The organism is Pseudonocardia sp. WMMC193, assembly GCF_021728735.1.
Classification (GTDB): Bacteria; Actinomycetota; Actinomycetes; order Mycobacteriales; family Pseudonocardiaceae; genus Pseudonocardia; species Pseudonocardia oroxyli.
On sequence record NZ_JAKKDO010000003.1, the window covers coordinates 2,797,504 to 2,814,872 of the forward strand.

Annotated in this window: 16 protein-coding genes; 9 read left to right on the forward strand and 7 right to left on the reverse strand. The window is 72.6% G+C overall.

Going from position 1 to position 17,369, the window contains the following annotated elements; translation table 11 throughout:
• Window positions 1-165: 165 nt before the first annotated feature.
• Genes L3X23_RS14635 through L3X23_RS14645 form a run of 3 tightly spaced genes read left to right on the forward strand, consistent with a single transcriptional unit; the run spans window position 166 to window position 4,186 of the window.
• Window positions 166-1,458, forward strand: coding sequence for an NtaA/DmoA family FMN-dependent monooxygenase (locus L3X23_RS14635; RefSeq protein ID WP_237192743.1), 1,293 nt, complete (start codon window positions 166-168; stop codon window positions 1,456-1,458).
• 11 nt (window positions 1,459-1,469) lie between these two features.
• Entirely contained in the window at window positions 1,470-2,882 is a 1,413-nt protein-coding gene (locus L3X23_RS14640) for an MFS transporter (protein ID WP_237192744.1), read from the forward strand.
• On the forward strand, window positions 2,879-4,186 hold the full coding sequence (locus tag L3X23_RS14645) for an NtaA/DmoA family FMN-dependent monooxygenase (RefSeq protein WP_237192745.1): 1,308 nt from the start codon (window positions 2,879-2,881) through the stop codon (window positions 4,184-4,186). Before L3X23_RS14640 ends, L3X23_RS14645 begins: the two co-directional genes overlap by 4 nt.
• Here the strand turns inward: L3X23_RS14645 and L3X23_RS14650 are convergent.
• Complete coding sequence (locus tag L3X23_RS14650; protein ID WP_237192746.1) at window positions 4,183-4,959, reverse strand: alpha/beta fold hydrolase; 777 nt, start codon at window positions 4,957-4,959, stop codon at window positions 4,183-4,185. The two genes, L3X23_RS14645 and L3X23_RS14650, sit on opposite strands and share 4 nt — an antisense overlap.
• A 113-nt stretch (window positions 4,960-5,072) precedes the next feature.
• Between L3X23_RS14650 and L3X23_RS14655 the strand changes: the two genes are divergently transcribed.
• Window positions 5,073-6,392, forward strand: a complete 1,320-nt coding sequence (locus tag L3X23_RS14655) for a PLP-dependent aminotransferase family protein (RefSeq protein ID WP_237198028.1) — start codon at window positions 5,073-5,075, stop codon at window positions 6,390-6,392.
• 28 nt (window positions 6,393-6,420) lie between these two features.
• On the opposite strand, the gene L3X23_RS14660 is transcribed toward L3X23_RS14655, so the two are convergent.
• Window positions 6,421-7,821 carry a HAMP domain-containing sensor histidine kinase gene (locus L3X23_RS14660; protein WP_093079041.1) on the reverse strand — a complete coding sequence of 467 codons (1,401 nt, stop codon included), beginning with the start codon at window positions 7,819-7,821 and terminating at the stop codon, window positions 6,421-6,423.
• A 13-nt stretch (window positions 7,822-7,834) separates the two neighbouring features.
• On the reverse strand, window positions 7,835-8,500 hold the full coding sequence (locus L3X23_RS14665) for a response regulator transcription factor (protein ID WP_093079933.1): 666 nt from the start codon (window positions 8,498-8,500) through the stop codon (window positions 7,835-7,837).
• 166 nt (window positions 8,501-8,666) lie between these two features.
• Between L3X23_RS14665 and L3X23_RS14670 the strand changes: the two genes are divergently transcribed.
• From L3X23_RS14670 to L3X23_RS14685, 4 genes are all read left to right on the forward strand, one after another.
• Window positions 8,667-9,395: an amino acid ABC transporter ATP-binding protein gene (locus tag L3X23_RS14670; RefSeq protein ID WP_237198029.1), complete on the forward strand. Its 729-nt coding sequence runs from the start codon at window positions 8,667-8,669 to the stop codon at window positions 9,393-9,395.
• Window positions 9,396-9,426: 31 nt separating this feature from the next.
• A complete protein-coding gene (locus L3X23_RS14675; protein WP_237192747.1) occupies window positions 9,427-10,329 on the forward strand; it encodes a glutamate ABC transporter substrate-binding protein in 903 nt (300 codons plus the stop codon).
• Between the two features lie 65 nt (window positions 10,330-10,394).
• Window positions 10,395-11,045: an amino acid ABC transporter permease gene (locus L3X23_RS14680; RefSeq protein ID WP_093079049.1), complete on the forward strand. Its 651-nt coding sequence runs from the start codon at window positions 10,395-10,397 to the stop codon at window positions 11,043-11,045.
• Complete coding sequence (locus tag L3X23_RS14685) at window positions 11,042-11,926, forward strand: amino acid ABC transporter permease (RefSeq protein ID WP_093079052.1); 885 nt, start codon at window positions 11,042-11,044, stop codon at window positions 11,924-11,926. The genes L3X23_RS14680 and L3X23_RS14685 overlap by 4 nt, the downstream gene beginning before the upstream one ends.
• Before the next feature lie 58 nt (window positions 11,927-11,984).
• Here the strand turns inward: L3X23_RS14685 and L3X23_RS14690 are convergent, their stop codons facing one another.
• Both L3X23_RS14690 and L3X23_RS14695 read right to left on the reverse strand, forming a co-directional pair.
• Window positions 11,985-13,913, reverse strand: coding sequence for a prolyl oligopeptidase family serine peptidase (locus L3X23_RS14690; protein ID WP_237192748.1), 1,929 nt, complete (start codon window positions 13,911-13,913; stop codon window positions 11,985-11,987).
• Window positions 13,914-13,965: 52 nt separating this feature from the next.
• Window positions 13,966-14,286: a hypothetical protein gene (locus L3X23_RS14695; protein ID WP_237192749.1), complete on the reverse strand. Its 321-nt coding sequence runs from the start codon at window positions 14,284-14,286 to the stop codon at window positions 13,966-13,968.
• 56 nt (window positions 14,287-14,342) lie between these two features.
• On the opposite strand from L3X23_RS14695, the gene L3X23_RS14700 reads away from it, so the two are divergent.
• Window positions 14,343-14,654, forward strand: coding sequence for a hypothetical protein (locus L3X23_RS14700; RefSeq protein WP_237192750.1), 312 nt, complete (start codon window positions 14,343-14,345; stop codon window positions 14,652-14,654).
• A gap of 82 nt (window positions 14,655-14,736) precedes the next feature.
• Here L3X23_RS14700 and L3X23_RS14705 read toward each other — a convergent pair whose 3' ends face one another.
• A complete protein-coding gene (locus L3X23_RS14705; protein WP_237192751.1) occupies window positions 14,737-15,483 on the reverse strand; it encodes a succinate dehydrogenase/fumarate reductase iron-sulfur subunit in 747 nt (248 codons plus the stop codon).
• On the reverse strand, window positions 15,480-17,366 hold the full coding sequence (locus L3X23_RS14710) for a fumarate reductase/succinate dehydrogenase flavoprotein subunit (protein ID WP_093079064.1): 1,887 nt from the start codon (window positions 17,364-17,366) through the stop codon (window positions 15,480-15,482). Before L3X23_RS14710 ends, L3X23_RS14705 begins: the two co-directional genes overlap by 4 nt.
• Window positions 17,367-17,369: the final 3 nt, after the last annotated feature.

Below are 17,369 nucleotides of genomic sequence, written 5' to 3' on the forward strand. Positions count from 1 at the left end.
CCGGTGCCCAGGTCATTGCGCCGCCACGGTCGGGCTCCGGCGCAATCGAACCGCGACGGCGGGGATATCGGCCGGACACCGGCCGCGGGTGTCATCGGTGCCGGGCGGACGCGGAGCCGCCCGGACCACCGGACGGACCGGGTGGTGGCGCGAGGAGGACACGACATGTTCCACATGGGATGGTTCCTGGGCACCGGGTTCGGTGTCTACCAGTGGAACGGGCTCTGGTCGGGCAACGCGACGCAGGACGTGGGCCGCCCGGGCCTGTTCGTCGACATGGCCGTCTCCCTGGAGCGGGCCGGGTTCGACTACATGATGATGGAGGACTCCTCGGTCCTCCCGAACATCTACAAGGGCACGTTCGAGTCCAGCGTCTACAACGGCGGCACGATCCGGTTCGACCCCGTCCCGCTCGTCCCGCTGCTGGCCGCGGCGACCAAGCACATCGGGATCGTCGCCACGGTCGCGACGACGTTCTACCCGCCCTTCCTCGCCGCCCGGCTGTTCTCCACCCTCGACAACGTGACCGAGGGCCGCGTCGGGCTCAACCTGGTGACCGCGAGCCCCCACCAGGCCGCCCAGAACTACGGCCTGACCGCGCACGTGGAGCACGACGAGCGCTACGTCATGGCCGACGAGTGGGTCCAGGTCGTCACCGCGCTGTGGGACTCCTGGGAGCCGGACGCCGTGCGGATGGACGAGGAGAAAGGCCTCTTCGCCGACCACACCAAGATCCATACGGTGGACTTCGAGGGGAAGTACTTCCGCAGCCGCGGCCCGTTGAACACCATCCCGGGGCCGCAGCGCCACCCGGTGATCTGCCAGGCCGGCGGCTCCCCCGCGGGCCGGGACTTCGGTGCGAAGAACGCCGACACCATCATCGCCGCGGTGCGCGGGGTCGAGGAGATGAAGGCCTACCGGGACGACATCTCCGCCCGGATGGAGCGCTTCGGCCGCAACCCGAGCGACGCCAAGGTGCTGTTCCTGATCGCGCCGGTGCTCGGCGAGACCCGGGAGGAGGCCGAGGCGCGCCAGGAGCGCCAGCGGCAGGCCAAGGCCGACAACATCGAGGCGATCCTCGCCGGCATGAGCTACTTCACCAGCACCGACTACTCGAAGTTCGACCTCGACGAGCCCTTCCCCGACCTCTCGGGCAACAACGGCCACCAGTCGACGATGAACGACTACCGGCGCTCCGGCACCACCTTGCGCGAGTCCATCCTCAACCACACCGTCCAGGAGTCGATCGAGCTCGTCGGCACCCCCGACGACGTCGCCGCCCAGATGGGCGAGGCGATGGTCGAGGCGGGCGGGGACGGGTTCCTGGTCGCGATGCCCGTCACCCGGCGCAACATCACCGAGATCGCGGACGGCCTGGCTCCGGCCCTGCGCAAGCGCGGACTCATCCGCTCGTCCTACGAGCACCCGACGTTCCGGCAGAACCTGCTGGCGTTCTGAGGTCGGGCGCGATGTCCGTCCGGACCGGTCCGACGCGATCCGGGCCGCGGTGGTGGCTGGTCACCCCGACCCTGCTCGCCACCCAGGTGCTGGTGATGCTCGAGGGCACCGTCGTCAACGTGTCGCTGGTCCGGATCCGCGCCGAGTACGGCCTCGACGACACCGCACTGAGCTGGGTCCTGGTCTCCTACCTGCTGGCGTTCGGGTCCGGGATGCTCGCGGGCGGGCGGCTCACGGACGCGTTCGGCGCCCGCCGGGTCCTCGTCGTGGCGGTCGGGGTGTTCGGGCTGGCGTCCCTGCTCTGCGGTCTGGCGACCGGTCCGGCGACGCTGCTGTCGGGCCGCGCCCTGCAGGGGCTGGCCGCGGCGGCCACCGTGCCCGGGCTGCTCGCGGTGATCGCGGAGCTGGCTCCCGACCCCGCGCGGCGCAACCGCGCCGTCGCCCGACTGACCGGGGCGGGCCTGGTCGGCGGCGGGATCGGCCTGACGGCAGGTGGGCTCCTGGTCGAATGGCTCGGCACGCGGTGGGTGTTCCTCGTCAACCTCCCGCTCTGCGCGGCTCTGCTCCCCTGCCTGCTCGCCCTGCCGGGCCTGCGCGGTCCGGCGGGCGAGCGGCCCCGGCTCGGGGTGGGGCAGGTGGTGCTCCCCGGGGCCGCGCTGGCGATGCTGCTGGGCGCCGTCGGCCTGTCCGGTGAGGCCGTCCCGTGGCCGGTCCTCACCGGGCTGGTGGCGGGCGGCCTGCTGAGCGCGGTCGCGGCCGTCCTCGTCGTCCGACGGGCCGGGGCGGACTCCGTCCTACCGCTCGGGCTGCTCGCCGGGCGCGGACGCCCGACCGCGTACGCCCTGTCGGCCCTGGTGTTCGGCAGCACCCACACCGCGTTCATCCACCTGCAGCTGGTGGTGCAGCGCGACTGGGGGCTCGGGCCCGCCGCGACCGGGCTCGTCTTCACCCCCGTGATCGTCGTGATGGTGCTGACCACGGCGGCCACGCCGCGGCTGCTGCGCCGGGTTCCCGACCGGGTCCTGGTGCCGGCCGGGTGCCTGCTCGCCGCCGCCGGCATGGTCTGGGCCGCGGTCGCGCTCGCCCCGCCGAGCACGGGGGCGGCCGATCCGCTGCTCCTGGTGCCGATGGCGATGCTGGCGACCGGCAGCGCCCTGTGCATGGTCCCGCTGGCCGTCCGCGCGGTCGACGGGATCCCGCCGGGCCGGACCGGCGTGGCGTCTGCGGTGCTGACCTGCGCGCAGCAGATCGGCGGCGCCGTCCTGATCACCCTCGTGGGTCTGTTGTCCGGGGTGCGTCCCTACCAGGCCCTCGTCGTCCTGCTCACGGTGGGCGCGGTCCTCGGCGTGCTGGGGCTGCGCCGCGACCCCGCCCGCGTCGAGCCGCCCGAACCCGCCCCGCCGACCCTGGGAGTGCACCCGTGACCGACCGCCGTTTCCACCTCGGGTGGTTCATGAACTTCTCCGGCAACGCCTCCTGGCGCGGCCCCTGGGGCGGCGACATCGGCGCGACCTGGCCCGACGGCCGCTTCCACGTCGACTTCGCCAGGATGCTGGAGCGGGCCTGCTTCGACTACATCATGATCGAGGACTCCTCGATGGTGCCGGACTGCTACGCGGGCAGCCTGGAGACCGAGCTCAAGCACGGCCTGTACGCGCCCAAGCACGATCCGGTCGCCCTGCAGGCCACGCTGGCCCAGCACACCGACCGGCTCGGCATCGTCGCGACGATGTCCACCTCGCTCTATCCGCCGTTCCTGCTCGCCCGCGGCCTCGCCACGCTCGACCACCTCTCCTCCGGCCGGGTCGGCTGGAACATCGTGACCTCCAGCGAGGACCGGGCCGCGCAGAACTACGGGCTCGACGCCCTGCCCGACCACGACGAGCGCTACGACCGCGCCGACGAGTTCGTCGACCTGGTCGAGCGGCTGTGGGGGTCCTGGGCGCCGGACGCCCTGGTGATGGACCGCGCGACCGGCCGCTACGTCGACCACACGAAGGTCGCGCCGATCGACTTCCAGGGCAAGTGGTTCCGCAGCCGCGGACCGCTCAACACCCTGCCCATGCCCCAGGGCCGCCCCGTCTACTGCCAGGCGGGCGGCTCGACGCGCGGCCGGGAGTTCGCCGCCGCGCACGCCGAGACGATCATCGCCTCCGCCGACGGGGTCGCCGGGATGAAGGCCTACCGGGAGGACATCCGCGCCCGGATGGAGCGGCTCGGCCGCGACCCCGACAGCTGCAAGATCCTCTTCGTGGTCGCGCCGGTCCTGGCGGAGACCGACGCGCTGGCCCGCTCCCTGGCCGCCCACCTGGCCGAGGACACCGAGTGGCTGGCCGAGGCGGCGCTGGCCCACCTGTCCGCGCTCACCGAGAACGACTTCTCCGGCTTCGACCTCGACGGGCCCGTGCCCGCGGTGACCACGAACGGGCACCGCAGCACCCTCGCGGACTTCCTCCGCCGGTCCGCCGACGCCCCCACCCTGCGCGAGGCCGCCGCCCGCTGGACCATCGAGTCGCTGCCCCTCGTCGGCAGCCCGGAGACCGTCGCCGACACCATGTGCGCCGCGATCGACGAGGTCGGCGGCGACGGGTTCCTGATCACCGGCGGCATGTCTCGCGACCTCGCCGTCCGGGTGTGCGACGGGCTCGTCCCGGCGCTGCAGCGCCGCGGCCGGGTGCGGACCGCCTACACCCACGAACACTTCCGGGACAACCTGATGGAGTTCTAGGAACACGCCCCGGCGCGCAAGGGTTCTCCCACGCGGGCGAGGTGGCCCAGCAGGGCGTCGGTGGTGGCCGCGGGCTGTTCGAGGCTCGGCAGGTGCGCGGCCCCGGCGATCACCCGCAGGGCCGCGCCGGGGATCCGGGCGGCCATCAGCGCGGCCTGCTCGACCGGGACGTACGGATCGTCGTCGCCGACCAGGACCAGCGTGGGCACGGCGATCCGCGGGAGCAGCGGGCGGAGGTCGGCGCGGTCGGCGCGCCCGCGCTGGGAGGCGGCGGCCCCGCGGGCGGGGGTGCGCAGCATCATGTCCCGCACCAGGTCCTGGGTGTCCGGCGACGTCGCCGGCCCCACCATGAGCGGCAGCGTCCGGTGCGTGTGGCCGACCATGCCGTCCCGCTCCAGCCGCTCGGCCTGGGCGAGCCGGTCCGCCCGGCCCTGCGCGGTCTCGCCCGCGGCGGTGGTCCCGCACAGCACGAGCGCCGCGACCGAGCCCGGGTGGCGCCGGTACAGCTCGAGCGCGATCTGCCCGCCCATGGACACCCCGACCACTGCGATCCCGCCGACCCCGCCGACTCCGCCGACCGCACGACCGACGACGGCGGCCAGGTCGTCCGCGTGATCGGCGATCGTCACGACGGGCCCCGCCCGCGGGCCGTCCCGGTACCCCCGCAGCGCCGGGCTCAGCACCCGGTAGCCCGCCGCGGCCGCCGCCTCCGCCTGCGGCCCCCACACCCGCCCGTCGAGCGGGTGCCCGTGCACGAACATCACGGTGTCCATCGTCTTGCACCTCCGGTGCCTGTGAGTGGGAAGTGGTGCTGGAGCACCACTTCCCGCTCACGACCGTAAGCAGGCACAATGCTCGGATCAAGGACGACAATGATCTCGGAGCAATCGTGGACTTCCGCACGTTGGCGGACCGGGTGGCCGCGGACGTCGCCCGCGGGCGGCTGCGCCCCGGCGACCGCCTCCCCACCCAGCGCCGCTTCGCCCGCGACCACCGGATCGCGGTGTCGACGGCCGCCCGGGTCTACGCCGAGCTGACCCGCCGCGGCGTCGTGGTCGGGGAGGTCGGGCGCGGGACCTTCGTGCGGGCCGCGGCGCCCACCCCCGAGCCCGCGCTCGCCGAGCCCGCCCACGCGCCCGTCGATCTCGAGCTGAACTTCCCGGTCCTCCCCGAACAGCCGGGGCTGCTCGCCCCCGCGATCGAGAGCCTGAGCAGGCCGGACGTCCTCGCCGCCGCCCTCGCTCCGCTCGGCGTCCGGGCCACCGCGGAGCTGCGCGCCCAGGCCGGACGGGCGCTGGCCCGCCCCGGCTGGGCCCCGCCGGACCTGATCGTGACCGGGTCGGGGCGCCAGGCCATCGGCGCAGCCTTCGCCGGGCTCGTGCCCACCGGGGGCCGGATCGCGGTCGAGGCGCTGACCTACCCGTTGGTCCGCGGGATCGCCCACCGCCTCGGGCTGGTCGCGGTCCCCGTCGCGCTGGACGACGAGGGCATGGTCCCCGACGCCCTCGACGCCGTGTGCTCCGAGGCACCCGTGCACGCGGTCTCGGTGCAACCCACGCTCCACAACCCGCTCGGTGTGACCATGTCGGAGCAACGGCGGGCGGCGGTGGCCGCGGTGCTCCGCGCGCACGACGTCGTCGCGGTCGAGGACGCCGTCTACTCGTTCCTGCGCCCCGACCCGGGCCCCCTCGCCGCGCACGCCCCGGAACGGACGGTCGTCGTCGACAGCCTGTCGAAGCGGGTGGCGCCCGGCCTCACCCTGGGGTTCGTCGCGGGCCCGCCGGAGCTGACCGAGCGGATCGGGGTCGCCGCGCGGACCGCGGGCTACGGGCCCCAGGGGCTCGCGGTGGCCGCCGCCACGCGCTGGCTGTCCGACGGCGTCGTCGAGACCCTCGTCGCCGGCAAGCGCGCCGACGCCGCGGCCCGCCAGACCCTCGCCCGCCGGATCCTGCCCACCCTCCGGGCCGACCCGGCGGCCTATCACGCCTGGCTGCCCCTGCCCGACCCCTGGCGTGCGGAGACGTTCGTCGCCGCGGCCGCCCGGCGGGGTATCGCGGTGACGCCCGCCGCGGCCTTCGCCGTGATCCCCGCCCACTCCCCCAACGCCGTCCGCCTCGCCCTCTCCGCCCCCTCCCCCGCGCAGCTGGAGCGGTCCCTGCACGCCCTCGCCACCCTGCTGCGCGCCGCCCCCGACCTCCCCGACTGACGCGCCCGTCCGACTCGGGCGCCCGACCTCAGCGGACTCGGGGCAGGGCGGCGGAGACGCGGAGGCCGCCGCCGTGGGGGAGATCGAGGGTGAGGACGCCGCCCGCCAGCTCCACGGTGCGGGCCGCGATGGCCAGGCCCAGCCCCGAGCCCTCCACGTTGGACTGGTCCGGGGCCCGCCAGAAGCGGTCGACGGCCCGGTCGAGGTCCTCGGGCGCCATGCCGGGGCCGGTGTCCAGCACCGCGATCTCGACGAGCGCCGGGTCCGAGTCGCGCACCGGGCGCACGGTCACGGTGATCGCGCCGCCGGGCGGGGTGAACTTGACGGCGTTGTCGAGCAGCGCGTCGAGCACGGTCTCGATCCCGCCGGGCGCGATGCGGACCCGCAGGCCCCGCACGCCGCCACGCAGCAGGCGCAGACCCGTGTGCTCGGCCAGCGGACGCCAGGCGTCGAGCCGGTCGTCGACGATCGCGTCGACCGCGACGTCCGCCTCCCGGTCCACGCCCGCGTCCCGCTCGGCGCGGGCCAGGGCCAGCAGCCCGTCGAGCACCCCGGAGAGCCGCTCGGCCTCCTCCATGGCCGCGACGTGCTCCTCGGCGGCGTCCGCGGCGACCCGCCCGTCCATGTTGGACAACCGCAACCGCAGCGCCGTCAACGGGTTCCGCAGCTGGTGGGACGCGTCCGCGACGAAGGCCCGCTGCGTCGAGAGCGCCTGGGTCACCGACTCGGCCATCCGGTCGAAGGACGCGGTGAGCCTGCGCAGCTCGGGCGGCCCGGAGCCGTCGGACACCGGTTCGGCGGGTCGCCCGGCCAGGACCGCGCTGGTCACGCGCCCGGTCCCCTCGTCCAACCGGCGCACCGGCCGCAGGATCCAGCGGGTGACGGGCAGCGCGACGAGGACGCCCAGCCCCACCGACACCAGCACCAGCGCGGCGACCAGCGACCAGACCTGGAGCTCCTGCACCCGCAGGGACCCGGTGGGCGACACGGTGATCGCCGCGCCGCGGACCTCGCCGTCGACCAGCACCGGTTCGGCGAGCACCAGCGGCCGGGTGTCCCACGGCCAGATCAGCGGCGGGGCCGCGGAGCGTCTGCTGGCCAGGGCGACCTGCACCCGGTCGAGCCCGTCCGCGTCCAGCTCGGGCGGGTCCGGCCGGGACGCCGCGACGACCGTGCCCGCGCGGTCCACCACCGTGACCGCCACGCCGTAGACCTCGTCGTAGCGGGCCAGCTCCTCGGCCAGCCCGGGCGCGGTGTCCTCGGTGATCGGGCGCTGGGCGCGCGAGGCGAAGTAGATCGTGTCCGTGAGCCGGTCGATGAACAGGCTCTGCTGGGCGGCGAGGGAGTTGGACAGCGCGAGCGGCACCCCGAGCCCGACGGCGAGCAGCCCCACGAGCACGCAGACGATGACCAGCAGACGGGTCCTCACGACTGTCCCCGCCTCACGACGTCCCCAGGCGGTACCCCACCCCGCGCACGGTCTGCACCAGCTCCGGGCGGCCGAGCTTCGTGCGCAGCGTCGCCACGTGGACGTCGAGCGTGCGGTTGGCCCCCGGCCAGCTCCGGCCCCACACCTCGGCCACGATCCGGGTGCGGGTGCACACCGTCCCGCGCGCCGACGCGAGCAGCGCGAGGACCTGGAACTCCTTGCGGGTCAGCGTGACCTCGGTCCCGTCGACGGTCACGGTGTGCCTGCCGAGGTCGATCGCGACGCCGTCCGCGGTCACCACCCGGTCCACCGGTTCGGCGGTCTCGGGACCCCGTCGGCGCTGCACGGCGTGGATGCGGGCGACGAGCTCGCCGACGTCGTAGGGCTTGACGACGTAGTCGTCGGCGCCGGAGTGCAGCCCGACGATCCGGTCCTCGACGTCCCCGCGCGCGGTCACCACGATGACCGGCACGTCGCTGGCCTCGCGGATCGCCCGGCAGACGTCGACGCCGTCGGCGTCGGGCAGGCCCAGGTCCAACAGGACGACGTCGACGCCGGCGAGGTGCTCCACCGCGTCCCGGCCGCGGTCGAGACGGGTGGTGCTCATCCCGTGCCGGTGCAGCGCCGGACGCAGCGCGGCCGCGACCCGGTCGTCGTCCTCCACCAGAAGGATGTGCACGTTCACTCCGTTCGCGAGTTCCGTGATGAGACTGAAACCCTAAAGCTTGCCCAAGGTGATGGACTCGGATGTCCGATTCGCCCTAGCGTCCGCCCATGCCGGAGGCGGAGCTTGCGAAGCCGACCATCACCCTTGGAGGCCGTCCATGACCGAGACCGGTACCCCCATGATCCGCATGGCGGCCGTCGACAAGCACTTCGGCGAGCTGCACGTCCTCAAGGACATCAACCTGGAGGTCGCGGCGGGCCAGGTCGTCGTGGTGCTGGGCCCCTCGGGCTCGGGCAAGTCGACGCTGTGCCGCACGATCAACCGGCTCGAGCCCATCGACGGCGGCGAGATCGCGATCGACGGCAAGGCGCTGCCCGCCGAGGGCAAGGCGCTCGCCGGGCTGCGGGCGGACGTCGGCATGGTGTTCCAGAGCTTCAACCTGTTCGCGCACAAGACGATCCTCGAGAACGTGATGCTCGCGCCCACGAAGGTGCGCAAGCAGAACAAGGCCGAGGCGGAGAAGAACGCCATGCGCCTGCTCGAGCGGGTCGGCATCGCGAACCAGAAGGACAAGTACCCGGCCCAGCTGTCCGGCGGGCAACAGCAGCGCGTGGCGATCGCCCGCGCGCTGGCCATGGGCCCCAAGGTGATGCTCTTCGACGAGCCCACCTCGGCGCTGGACCCGGAGATGGTCAACGAGGTCCTCGACGTCATGACCACCCTGGCCAAGGAGGGCATGACCATGCTCGTGGTCACCCACGAGATGGGCTTCGCCCGCCGCGCCGCGCACCGGGTGATCTTCATGGCCGACGGCGAGATCGTCGAGGACGCCACCCCGGACGACTTCTTCACCAACCCGACGAGCGACCGCGCCAAGGACTTCCTCGGCAAGATCCTCACCCACTGACGCCGTACCGCTCTCCCGGAGGGATTTTCTCATGCGACTCAACCGACTCGCCAAGGTGGCCGTCGCGGCCGCCGCGGTGGTCGTCGCCGCCACCGCGTGTGGTGGCGGCGGCTCGTCCCAGCTCGGCGGGGGTGCCACCTCCGCGCCGCCGGTCGCCGAGGGGGCGTCCTTCCCCGAGGGCACCACCATGGCGAAGCTGGCCCAGGCGGGCACGCTGCGGCTCGGCACGAAGTTCGACCAGCCGCTGTTCGGGCTCAAGGGCCTCGACGGCAACCCCCAGGGCTTCGACGTCGAGATCGCCAAGATCGTCGCCGCGAAGCTCGGCATCCCCGCGGACAAGATCACCTACACCGAGACCCCGTCGGCGGTGCGCGAGGAGGTCATCGAGCAGGACCGCGTCGACATGGTCGTCGCGACCTACACGATCAACGACAAGCGCAAGGAGCGGATCAGCTTCGCCGGTCCGTACTACGTCGCCGGTCAGGACCTGATGGTCGCCGCCGACAACTCCGCCATCACCGGTCCGGACACGCTCCGCGCCGCGAACGCCAAGGTCTGCTCGGTCACCGGCTCCACGCCGTCCGAGAAGATCAAGCAGTACGTCGACCCCGCGAACATCGTGCTGTTCGACGTGTACTCGAAGTGCGCGGACGCGCTGCGCACCGGCCAGGTCCAGGCCGTCACCACGGACAACGTGATCCTCACCGGCCTGGTGGAGAACTCCAACGGCGCCTTCAAGCTCGTGAACAACAAGTTCACCGAGGAGCCGTACGGCATCGGCATCAAGAAGGGCGACGTCGCCTTCTGCCAGTTCATCGACCAGACGCTGAAGGAGGCCGAGGCGGACGGCACCTACGCCGCGGCCTGGAACAACACGCTGTCGAAGGTCTCGCCGGACGTTCCGCCGCTGCCCGCCGCAGGCGCCTGCACGTGACCCCCTGAGCCCGCCCGCCGGTCCACGGACCGGCGGGCGGGCTCGCGTCCACCAGGAGGAGCGCCGTGGGCGTCCTGATCGAGCAGTTCCCCCTCTACGTCTCGGGGTTCCTCGGGACCCTCCGGCTCTGCGTCTTCGCCGCGATCGGCTCGCTCGTGCTGGGCACGGTCATCGCGGCCTGCCGGGTCTCCCCCGTGCCCCCGCTGCGGGCGCTGGGCTCGGCCTGGGTGACCGTCTTCCGCAACACCCCGCTGGCGGTCGTGCTGTTCGCGGTGGCCTTCGGGCTGCCCGAGCTCGGCGTCAACGGCTCGTACTTCTGGTTCGGCGTCGCCGGGCTGACGTTCTACACCTCGGCGTTCGTCTGCGAGGCCGTCCGCTCCGGCATCAACTCGGTGCCCCCGGGCCAGGCCGAGGCCGCCCGCGCGGTGGGCCTCACGTTCACCCAGTCGCTGTCGCTGGTCATCCTGCCCCAGGCCTTCCGGACGGTCGTCCCGCCGCTGGGCAGCGTCATCATCGCGATGATCAAGAACTCGGCCATCGCGGGCGCCTTCGGCATCGGCGGCGACCTGTTCGCGGTCGGCAGCACGCTGACCTCCGCCCAGGGCTACGCCGCCGCGGCGACCCTGTTCGGGGTGCTGCTCGGCTACCTCGTCCTGACCATCCCGGCCGGCATCGGCCTGGCCCGGCTCGAGAAGAAGCTGGCGGTGGCCCGATGACCTCCGTGCTCTACGACGCGCCGGGCCCGAAGGCCCGCACCCGCACGCTGATCTCCTCGATCGTCGCCGGCGTGATCGTGCTGGGCGTGGTCGTGTTCGTGATCGTCCGGCTGGCGAACCAGGGCCAGTTCACGGCCGCCAAGTGGGGGCCGCTGCTGGACCCGACCAACGGCGACTTCGGCCCGGTGTGGAACCTGTTCGGCCAGGCCCTGGTCGCGACGCTGTCCGCGGCCGGGCTCACCCTGGTGTTCTCGCTGGTCATCGGCACCCTGCTGGCCGTCACCCGGGTCACCGCGAACCGCTACTACCGCTGGCTCGTGGTCGGTGTCATCGAGTTCCTGCGCGGCGTCCCGGTCGTCATCGCGATCTTCTTCGCGGCGCGGGTGCTGCCGCAGGTGGGGATCGACCTGCCGATCATGTGGTACCTGGTCATCGGCCTCACGCTCTACAACTGCGTGATCATCGCCGAGATCGTGCGGGCGGGCATCAACGCACTCCCCCGCGGCCAGGCCGAGGCGGGCTACTCGCTGGGCCTGACCCAGGGCCAGGTGCTGCGCTCGATCCTGCTCCCGCAGGCCTTCCGGATCATGCTCCCGGCGCTGATCAGCCAGCTCGTGGTGATCGTCAAGGACACCTCGCTGGGCTTCATCATCAGCTACGAGGAGTTCGTCCGGACGGCGAACATCATCATCCAGACGCTGCAGAACCCGATCCAGACCTACGTGGTCGTCGCGGCGATCTTCATCCTGATCAACTACTCGCTCGGCAAGCTCGCCGAGTACGTGGAGCGCAGGCTCTCCCGCGGCCGCAAGACCGCGGCCGCCCCCGCGGACGCCGAGCAGGAGGCGGACGCGGCCGTCGGTGCCGTCACCGGCGGCTGACCACCTCGCCGAGCTGAACCTCAGCCACGTCCGGACCCCGTCCGGACGTGGCTGAGGTTCATCTCGGCAGGTTCTCCACCTCCACCGGCTCCACGTCGGTGGCGAAGCGGAAGACCTGGCTGTAGAAGGAGAGCTCCGCGTCGAGGGCGCGGGTGATGTTCTCCGCCTTGCGGAAGCCGTGCTGCTCGCCCTCGAACAGCAGGTAGGCGACCGGGACCTTCCGCTCCCGCAGCGCGTTCACGATCGCCTCGGACTGGTTCGGGGGCACGATCGCGTCCTCCGCGCCCTGCAGCACGATCAGCGGGGTGTGGAAGTCCGCCACGTGGTGGATCGGGCTGCGCTCCACATAGGTCTCGCGCGCGGCGGGGTACGGGCCGACCAGCCCGTCGAGGTAGCGGCTCTCGAACTTGTGCGTGTCCGCGGCCAGCGCCTCCAGGTCCGCGACGCCGAAGTGGTCCGCCCCCGCGGAGAACGGGGTGTCGGGCCTGGCCAGCGCGGCGAGGGTGGTGTACCCGCCCGCGGAGCCGCCGCGGATGGCCAGCCGCTCGCCGTCCACCCGCCCGGTCGCGGCGAGGTAGCGGGCCGCGGCGAGGCAGTCCGCCACGTCCACGATCCCCCAGGCCCCCTTGAGCTGCTCGCGGTAGGCGCGGCCGAAACCGGTGGACCCGCCGTAGTTCACGTCGACCACCCCGAACCCGCGGCTGGTCCAGTACTGCACGGCGACGGAGAGCACCGGCAGCGCCGCCGCCGTCGGGCCGCCGTGGATCACGACGAGCAGCGGCGGCAGCGCGCCCTCCGGCCCCTCGTGCTCGGGGTTGGCGGGCGGGTAGAACAGCGCGTGGGACGTGCGGGGCTCGCCCGCGGGGTCCGTCGAGGGGAACGAGACGGCCTGGGGGACGGAGAGGTAGCCGTCGTCGATCCCGAGGTCGCGGGGGGCGTGCAGGGTCTCGACGTCCCCGTCGACGCTCACCACGTGCACACCCGGCTCCTCGGTCGGGGTGCCGGCCACCACGACGACGCTGCCGATCCCGTACGGCGCCACGGACCCGATGGCCGAGAAGGGCAGGTCGAGCTCGACGTACTCGCCGTTCGGCTCGCGGACGGCCAGCCCGTCGTAGCCCTTCGACCAGCGAGCGAAGACCACCCGGCCGCCGGGGAGCACCGCGTAGCGGGAGGTGCCGAGCTGCCAGGCGGGGACGCCGATCTCGGCGTCGAGCACGACGACCGGGGTGATGTCCTGGCCCGGCACCCAGCGGTAGAGGTTCCACCAGCCGGTGCGGTCGGAGAGGAACCACAGCGAGCCGTCCGGCTGCCACTGCGGCTCCATGACCGACTCGCCGGGGCCGCCCGCGATGTAGGCCTCGTCGCCGTTCTCCAGGTTGCGGCCCATCAGGACGGTGTCGTCCCACGGCATCGACGGGTGGTTCCACTGGATCCAGACCAGGCGGACCCCGTCCGGGGACAGCTTCGGGCTCGTGACGAAGTCCGGGCCGGTGACCAGCACCTCGACCTCACCGCCCGAGAGCCGGACGATCTCGTTGCGGACGTCGGTGGCCTTCGGGCCCTCGTGGCGCTCCCGCACGAGCAGCAGCGAGTCGCCCGCGACGAAACCGTCCGCGTACCGGTCCGCGCGCGGGGTCGCGGGCTCGGGGGTCAGCGGCTCGGGCTCGCCGCCGGGCGCCAGCCGGTACAGGCGCTGGTCGGCCCAGTTGGCGAACCAGACGACCCCGCCCCGGACCCACCACGCACCGCCGCCGTACTCGTGGACGGCCGTGCGGGCGTCGAAGCCCTCGGGGAGCAGGTCGGTGGTGGTGCCGTCCGGGTCGCGGCGGACGATCTGCGTGCGCCCGCCCTCGCTCGGTCGGCCCTCGGCCCAGTACACGGCGTCTCCGTCGGTCCGCGCCCCGGACACCCGCACGGCGGCGGCGACGACCAGCTCGGACGAGATCGGGGTGGGCCAGGAACCGAAGGGCGTCACGGTGGGCACGGGGATCACGCTAGTCCCTGCGCCGGGTGCGGGGGCGCGCCACGCCCGTGGCTCACCGACGGCGGGCGGCCTCCCGGAGCAGCGCCGCGGCGTGGCGGAGCCCACCCGGGCGCAGCACCGGAAGCAGCCCGACGACGCCGCGCAGGCCCGTCCACCACCGCACCTGTCCGTCCGTGCGGAGGATCCCGATCGCGGGCGCGCCGCAGGCCCCGACGACCGCGGGCAGGTTGGGGTAGATCTCGCCCAGGCGGGGCTCGGCGCACGCGCGCGCCCGGACCGGCACGGTCACACAGCCGGGCAGCTCGCGGGCGATCCGGGAGCAGCGCGGACACGCCGAGTCGAACACGACGACGACCTCCCGCACCCGCAGCACCGCGCCAGTCTCGCCGACGCCGGTAGCGTGGGGTCAGCCGAGTCGAGGAGTCGCCGATGAGCACCCCCGAGCACAGACCCGCCGCCGAACCCGCCGAGCCCGTCGAACCCGTCGACGCGGAGATCGTCGAGGCCGAGCCCGTGACCGCCGAGCCCTGGGCGCCGCCGTCCGTCGCCACGGACTACACCGACCAGGGCGTCCCGACGCTGGACTACGTGCGGGACAAGATCGAGGGCCGCTCCGCGACGGCGATGGGCTGGGAGGAGCTGCGCACCGCCGAGGTCGAGGAGGCGGAGCAGAAGTTCGCGGAGCGCGAGCAGAAGGGCAAGGACAAGCTCGCCGAGATCCGCCGACAAATGGGCCTGTGACCCGCCCGGCGCATTATGGTTCCATAACGCGGCTTTAGGCCCTCTCCCGGCGCATTATGGTTCCATAATGCGCCGGGGTCGACTACCTGCGGAAGAGCTTGTTCCCCAGCCAGACGATCGGGTCGTACTTGCGGTCCACCACGCGCTCCTTCATCGGGATCAGCGCGTTGTCGGTGATCTTGATGTGCTCGGGGCAGACCTCGGTGCAGCACTTCGTGATGTTGCAGTAGCCCAGGCCGTGCTCGTCCTGCGCCATGTCCTTGCGGTCCGCCGCGTCGAGCGGGTGCATGTCCAGCTCGGCGATGCGCATCAGGTAGCGCGGGCCGGAGAACGCCTCCTTGTTCTCCTCGTGGTCCCGCACCGCGTGGCAGGTGTTCTGACACAGGTAGCACTCGATGCACTTGCGGAACTCCTGGCTCCGCTCCACGTCCACCTGCTGCATCCGGTACTCCCCGGGCGCCACACCCTCCGGGGGCGCGAACGCCGGGACCTCGCGGGCCTTGACGTAGTTGAACTCGACGTCCGTGACCAGGTCCCGGATCACCGGGAAGGTGCGCAGCGGGGTCACCGTGACGACCTCGTCGTCGGCGAAGGTGCTCATTCGCGTCATGCACGCCAGCCGCGGCTTGCCGTTGATCTCCACCGAGCAGGACCCGCACTTGCCCGCCTTGCAGTTCCAGCGGCAGGCCAGGTCGTTGGCCTCGGTCTGCTGCAGGCGGTGGATGATGTCGAGGACGACCTCGCCCTCGTTGACCTCGACGGGGTAGTCCTCGAGCTTCCCGCCGCCCTGGTCGCCGCGCCACACCTTGAAGTGATGCCAGTGGCTCATGCGCGGTGCCCCCCGAGCTCCTCGCCGGTGTAGTACTTCTTCAGCTCGTCGAGCTCGAAGAGGTCGAACAGCTCGGGCCGCATCGGTATCTGCTCCTTGCGGGTCAGCTCCACGTTGTCCTCGCCGAGGGCGCTGCACACCAGCAGGATGTGCCGCCAGTCGGAGTCCATCACCGGGAAGTCGTCCCGGGTGTGCCCGCCGCGGCTCTCCTGCCGCTCCAGGGCCGCCTTCGCCACGCAGAGCGAGACGAGCAGCATGTTGCGCAGGTCGAGCGCGAGGTGCCAGCCGGGGTTGAACTCCCGGTGCCCCTCGACGACGACGGTGCGGGTCCGGGTGGCGATGTCCTCGAGCTTCTTGAGGGCCATCTCCATCTCGTCTTCCTTGCGGATGATCCCGACGAGCTCGTGCATGCACTTCTGCAGCTCCAGCTGCACGACGAACGGGTTCTCGCCCTGCTCCGCGGCCGTGGTGAACGGCAGCAGCGCCCGCTCCACGGCGGCGTCCACGTCCTCCCGGGCGACGGCCGGTCGGGCGCCCTCGGAGAACTGCGCCGCGTACAGCCCGGTCCGCCGCCCGAACACCAGCAGGTCGGAGAGGCTGTTGCCGCCCAGTCGGTTCGACCCGTGCATCCCGCCCGAGCACTCCCCCGCGGCGAACAGCCCCGGTACCGAGCTCATGCCGGTGTCCGGGTCGACCTCGATCCCGCCCATGACGTAGTGGCAGGTGGGGCCGACCTCCATCGGCTCCTTGGTGATGTCGACGTCCGCCAGCTCCTTGAACTGGTGGTGCATCGACGGCAGCCGCTTGAGGATCTCCTCGGGCTTGAGCCGCGAGGCGATGTCCAGGAACACCCCGCCGTGCGGGGACCCGCGCCCGGCCTTGACCTCGGAGTTGATCGCCCGCGCCACCTCGTCCCGGGGCAGCAGCTCCGGCGGGCGCCGGTTGTTGTCCGGGTCGGTGTACCAGCGGTCGCCCTCCTCCTCGGTGGTGGCGTACTGCTCCTTGAACACGTCCGGGATGTAGTCGAACATGAACCGCTTGCCCTCGGAGTTGCGCAGCACGCCCCCGTCGCCGCGGACCGACTCGGTGACGAGGATGCCCTTCACCGACGGCGGCCAGACCATCCCCGTGGGGTGGAACTGCAGGAACTCCATGTTGATCAGGGTGGCGCCCGCGCGCAGGGCCAGGGCGTGCCCGTCCCCGGTGTACTCCCAGGAGTTCGAGGTGACCTGGTAGCTCTTGCCGACCCCGCCCGTCGCCAGCACGATCGCCGGCGCGTCGAAGCGCACGAACCGCCCGTCGTTGCGGAAGTAGCCGAAGCAGCCCGCGATCCGGCCGTCCGTCTTGAGCAGCTCGGTGATCGTGCACTCGTGGTAGACCCGCAGGTGGGACTGGTAGTCCCCGGTGACCTTGTGATCGTCCTGCTGCAGCGACACGATCTTCTGCTGCAGGGTGCGGATCAGCTCCAGGCCGGTCCGGTCGCCGACGTGCGCCAGCCGCGGGTAGGTGTGCCCGCCGAAGTTCCGCTGGCTGATCTTGCCGTCCTTGGTGCGGTCGAACAGCGCGCCGTAGGTCTCCAGCTCCCAGACGCGGTCCGGGGCCTCCTTGGCGTGCAGCTCGGCCATGCGCCAGTTGTTGAGGAACTTCCCGCCGCGCATGGTGTCCCGGTAGTGGACCATCCAGTTGTCGTTCGGGTTGACGTTGCCCATCGACGCCGCGCAGCCGCCCTCGGCCATCACCGTGTGCGCCTTGCCGAACAGCGACTTCGAGATGATCGCGACCCGCTTGCCCTGCAGCCGGGCCTCGATCGCGGCCCGCAGGCCCGCTCCCCCGGCCCCGATGACGACGACGTCGTACTCGTGCGTCTCGACGTTCCTGTCCATTCC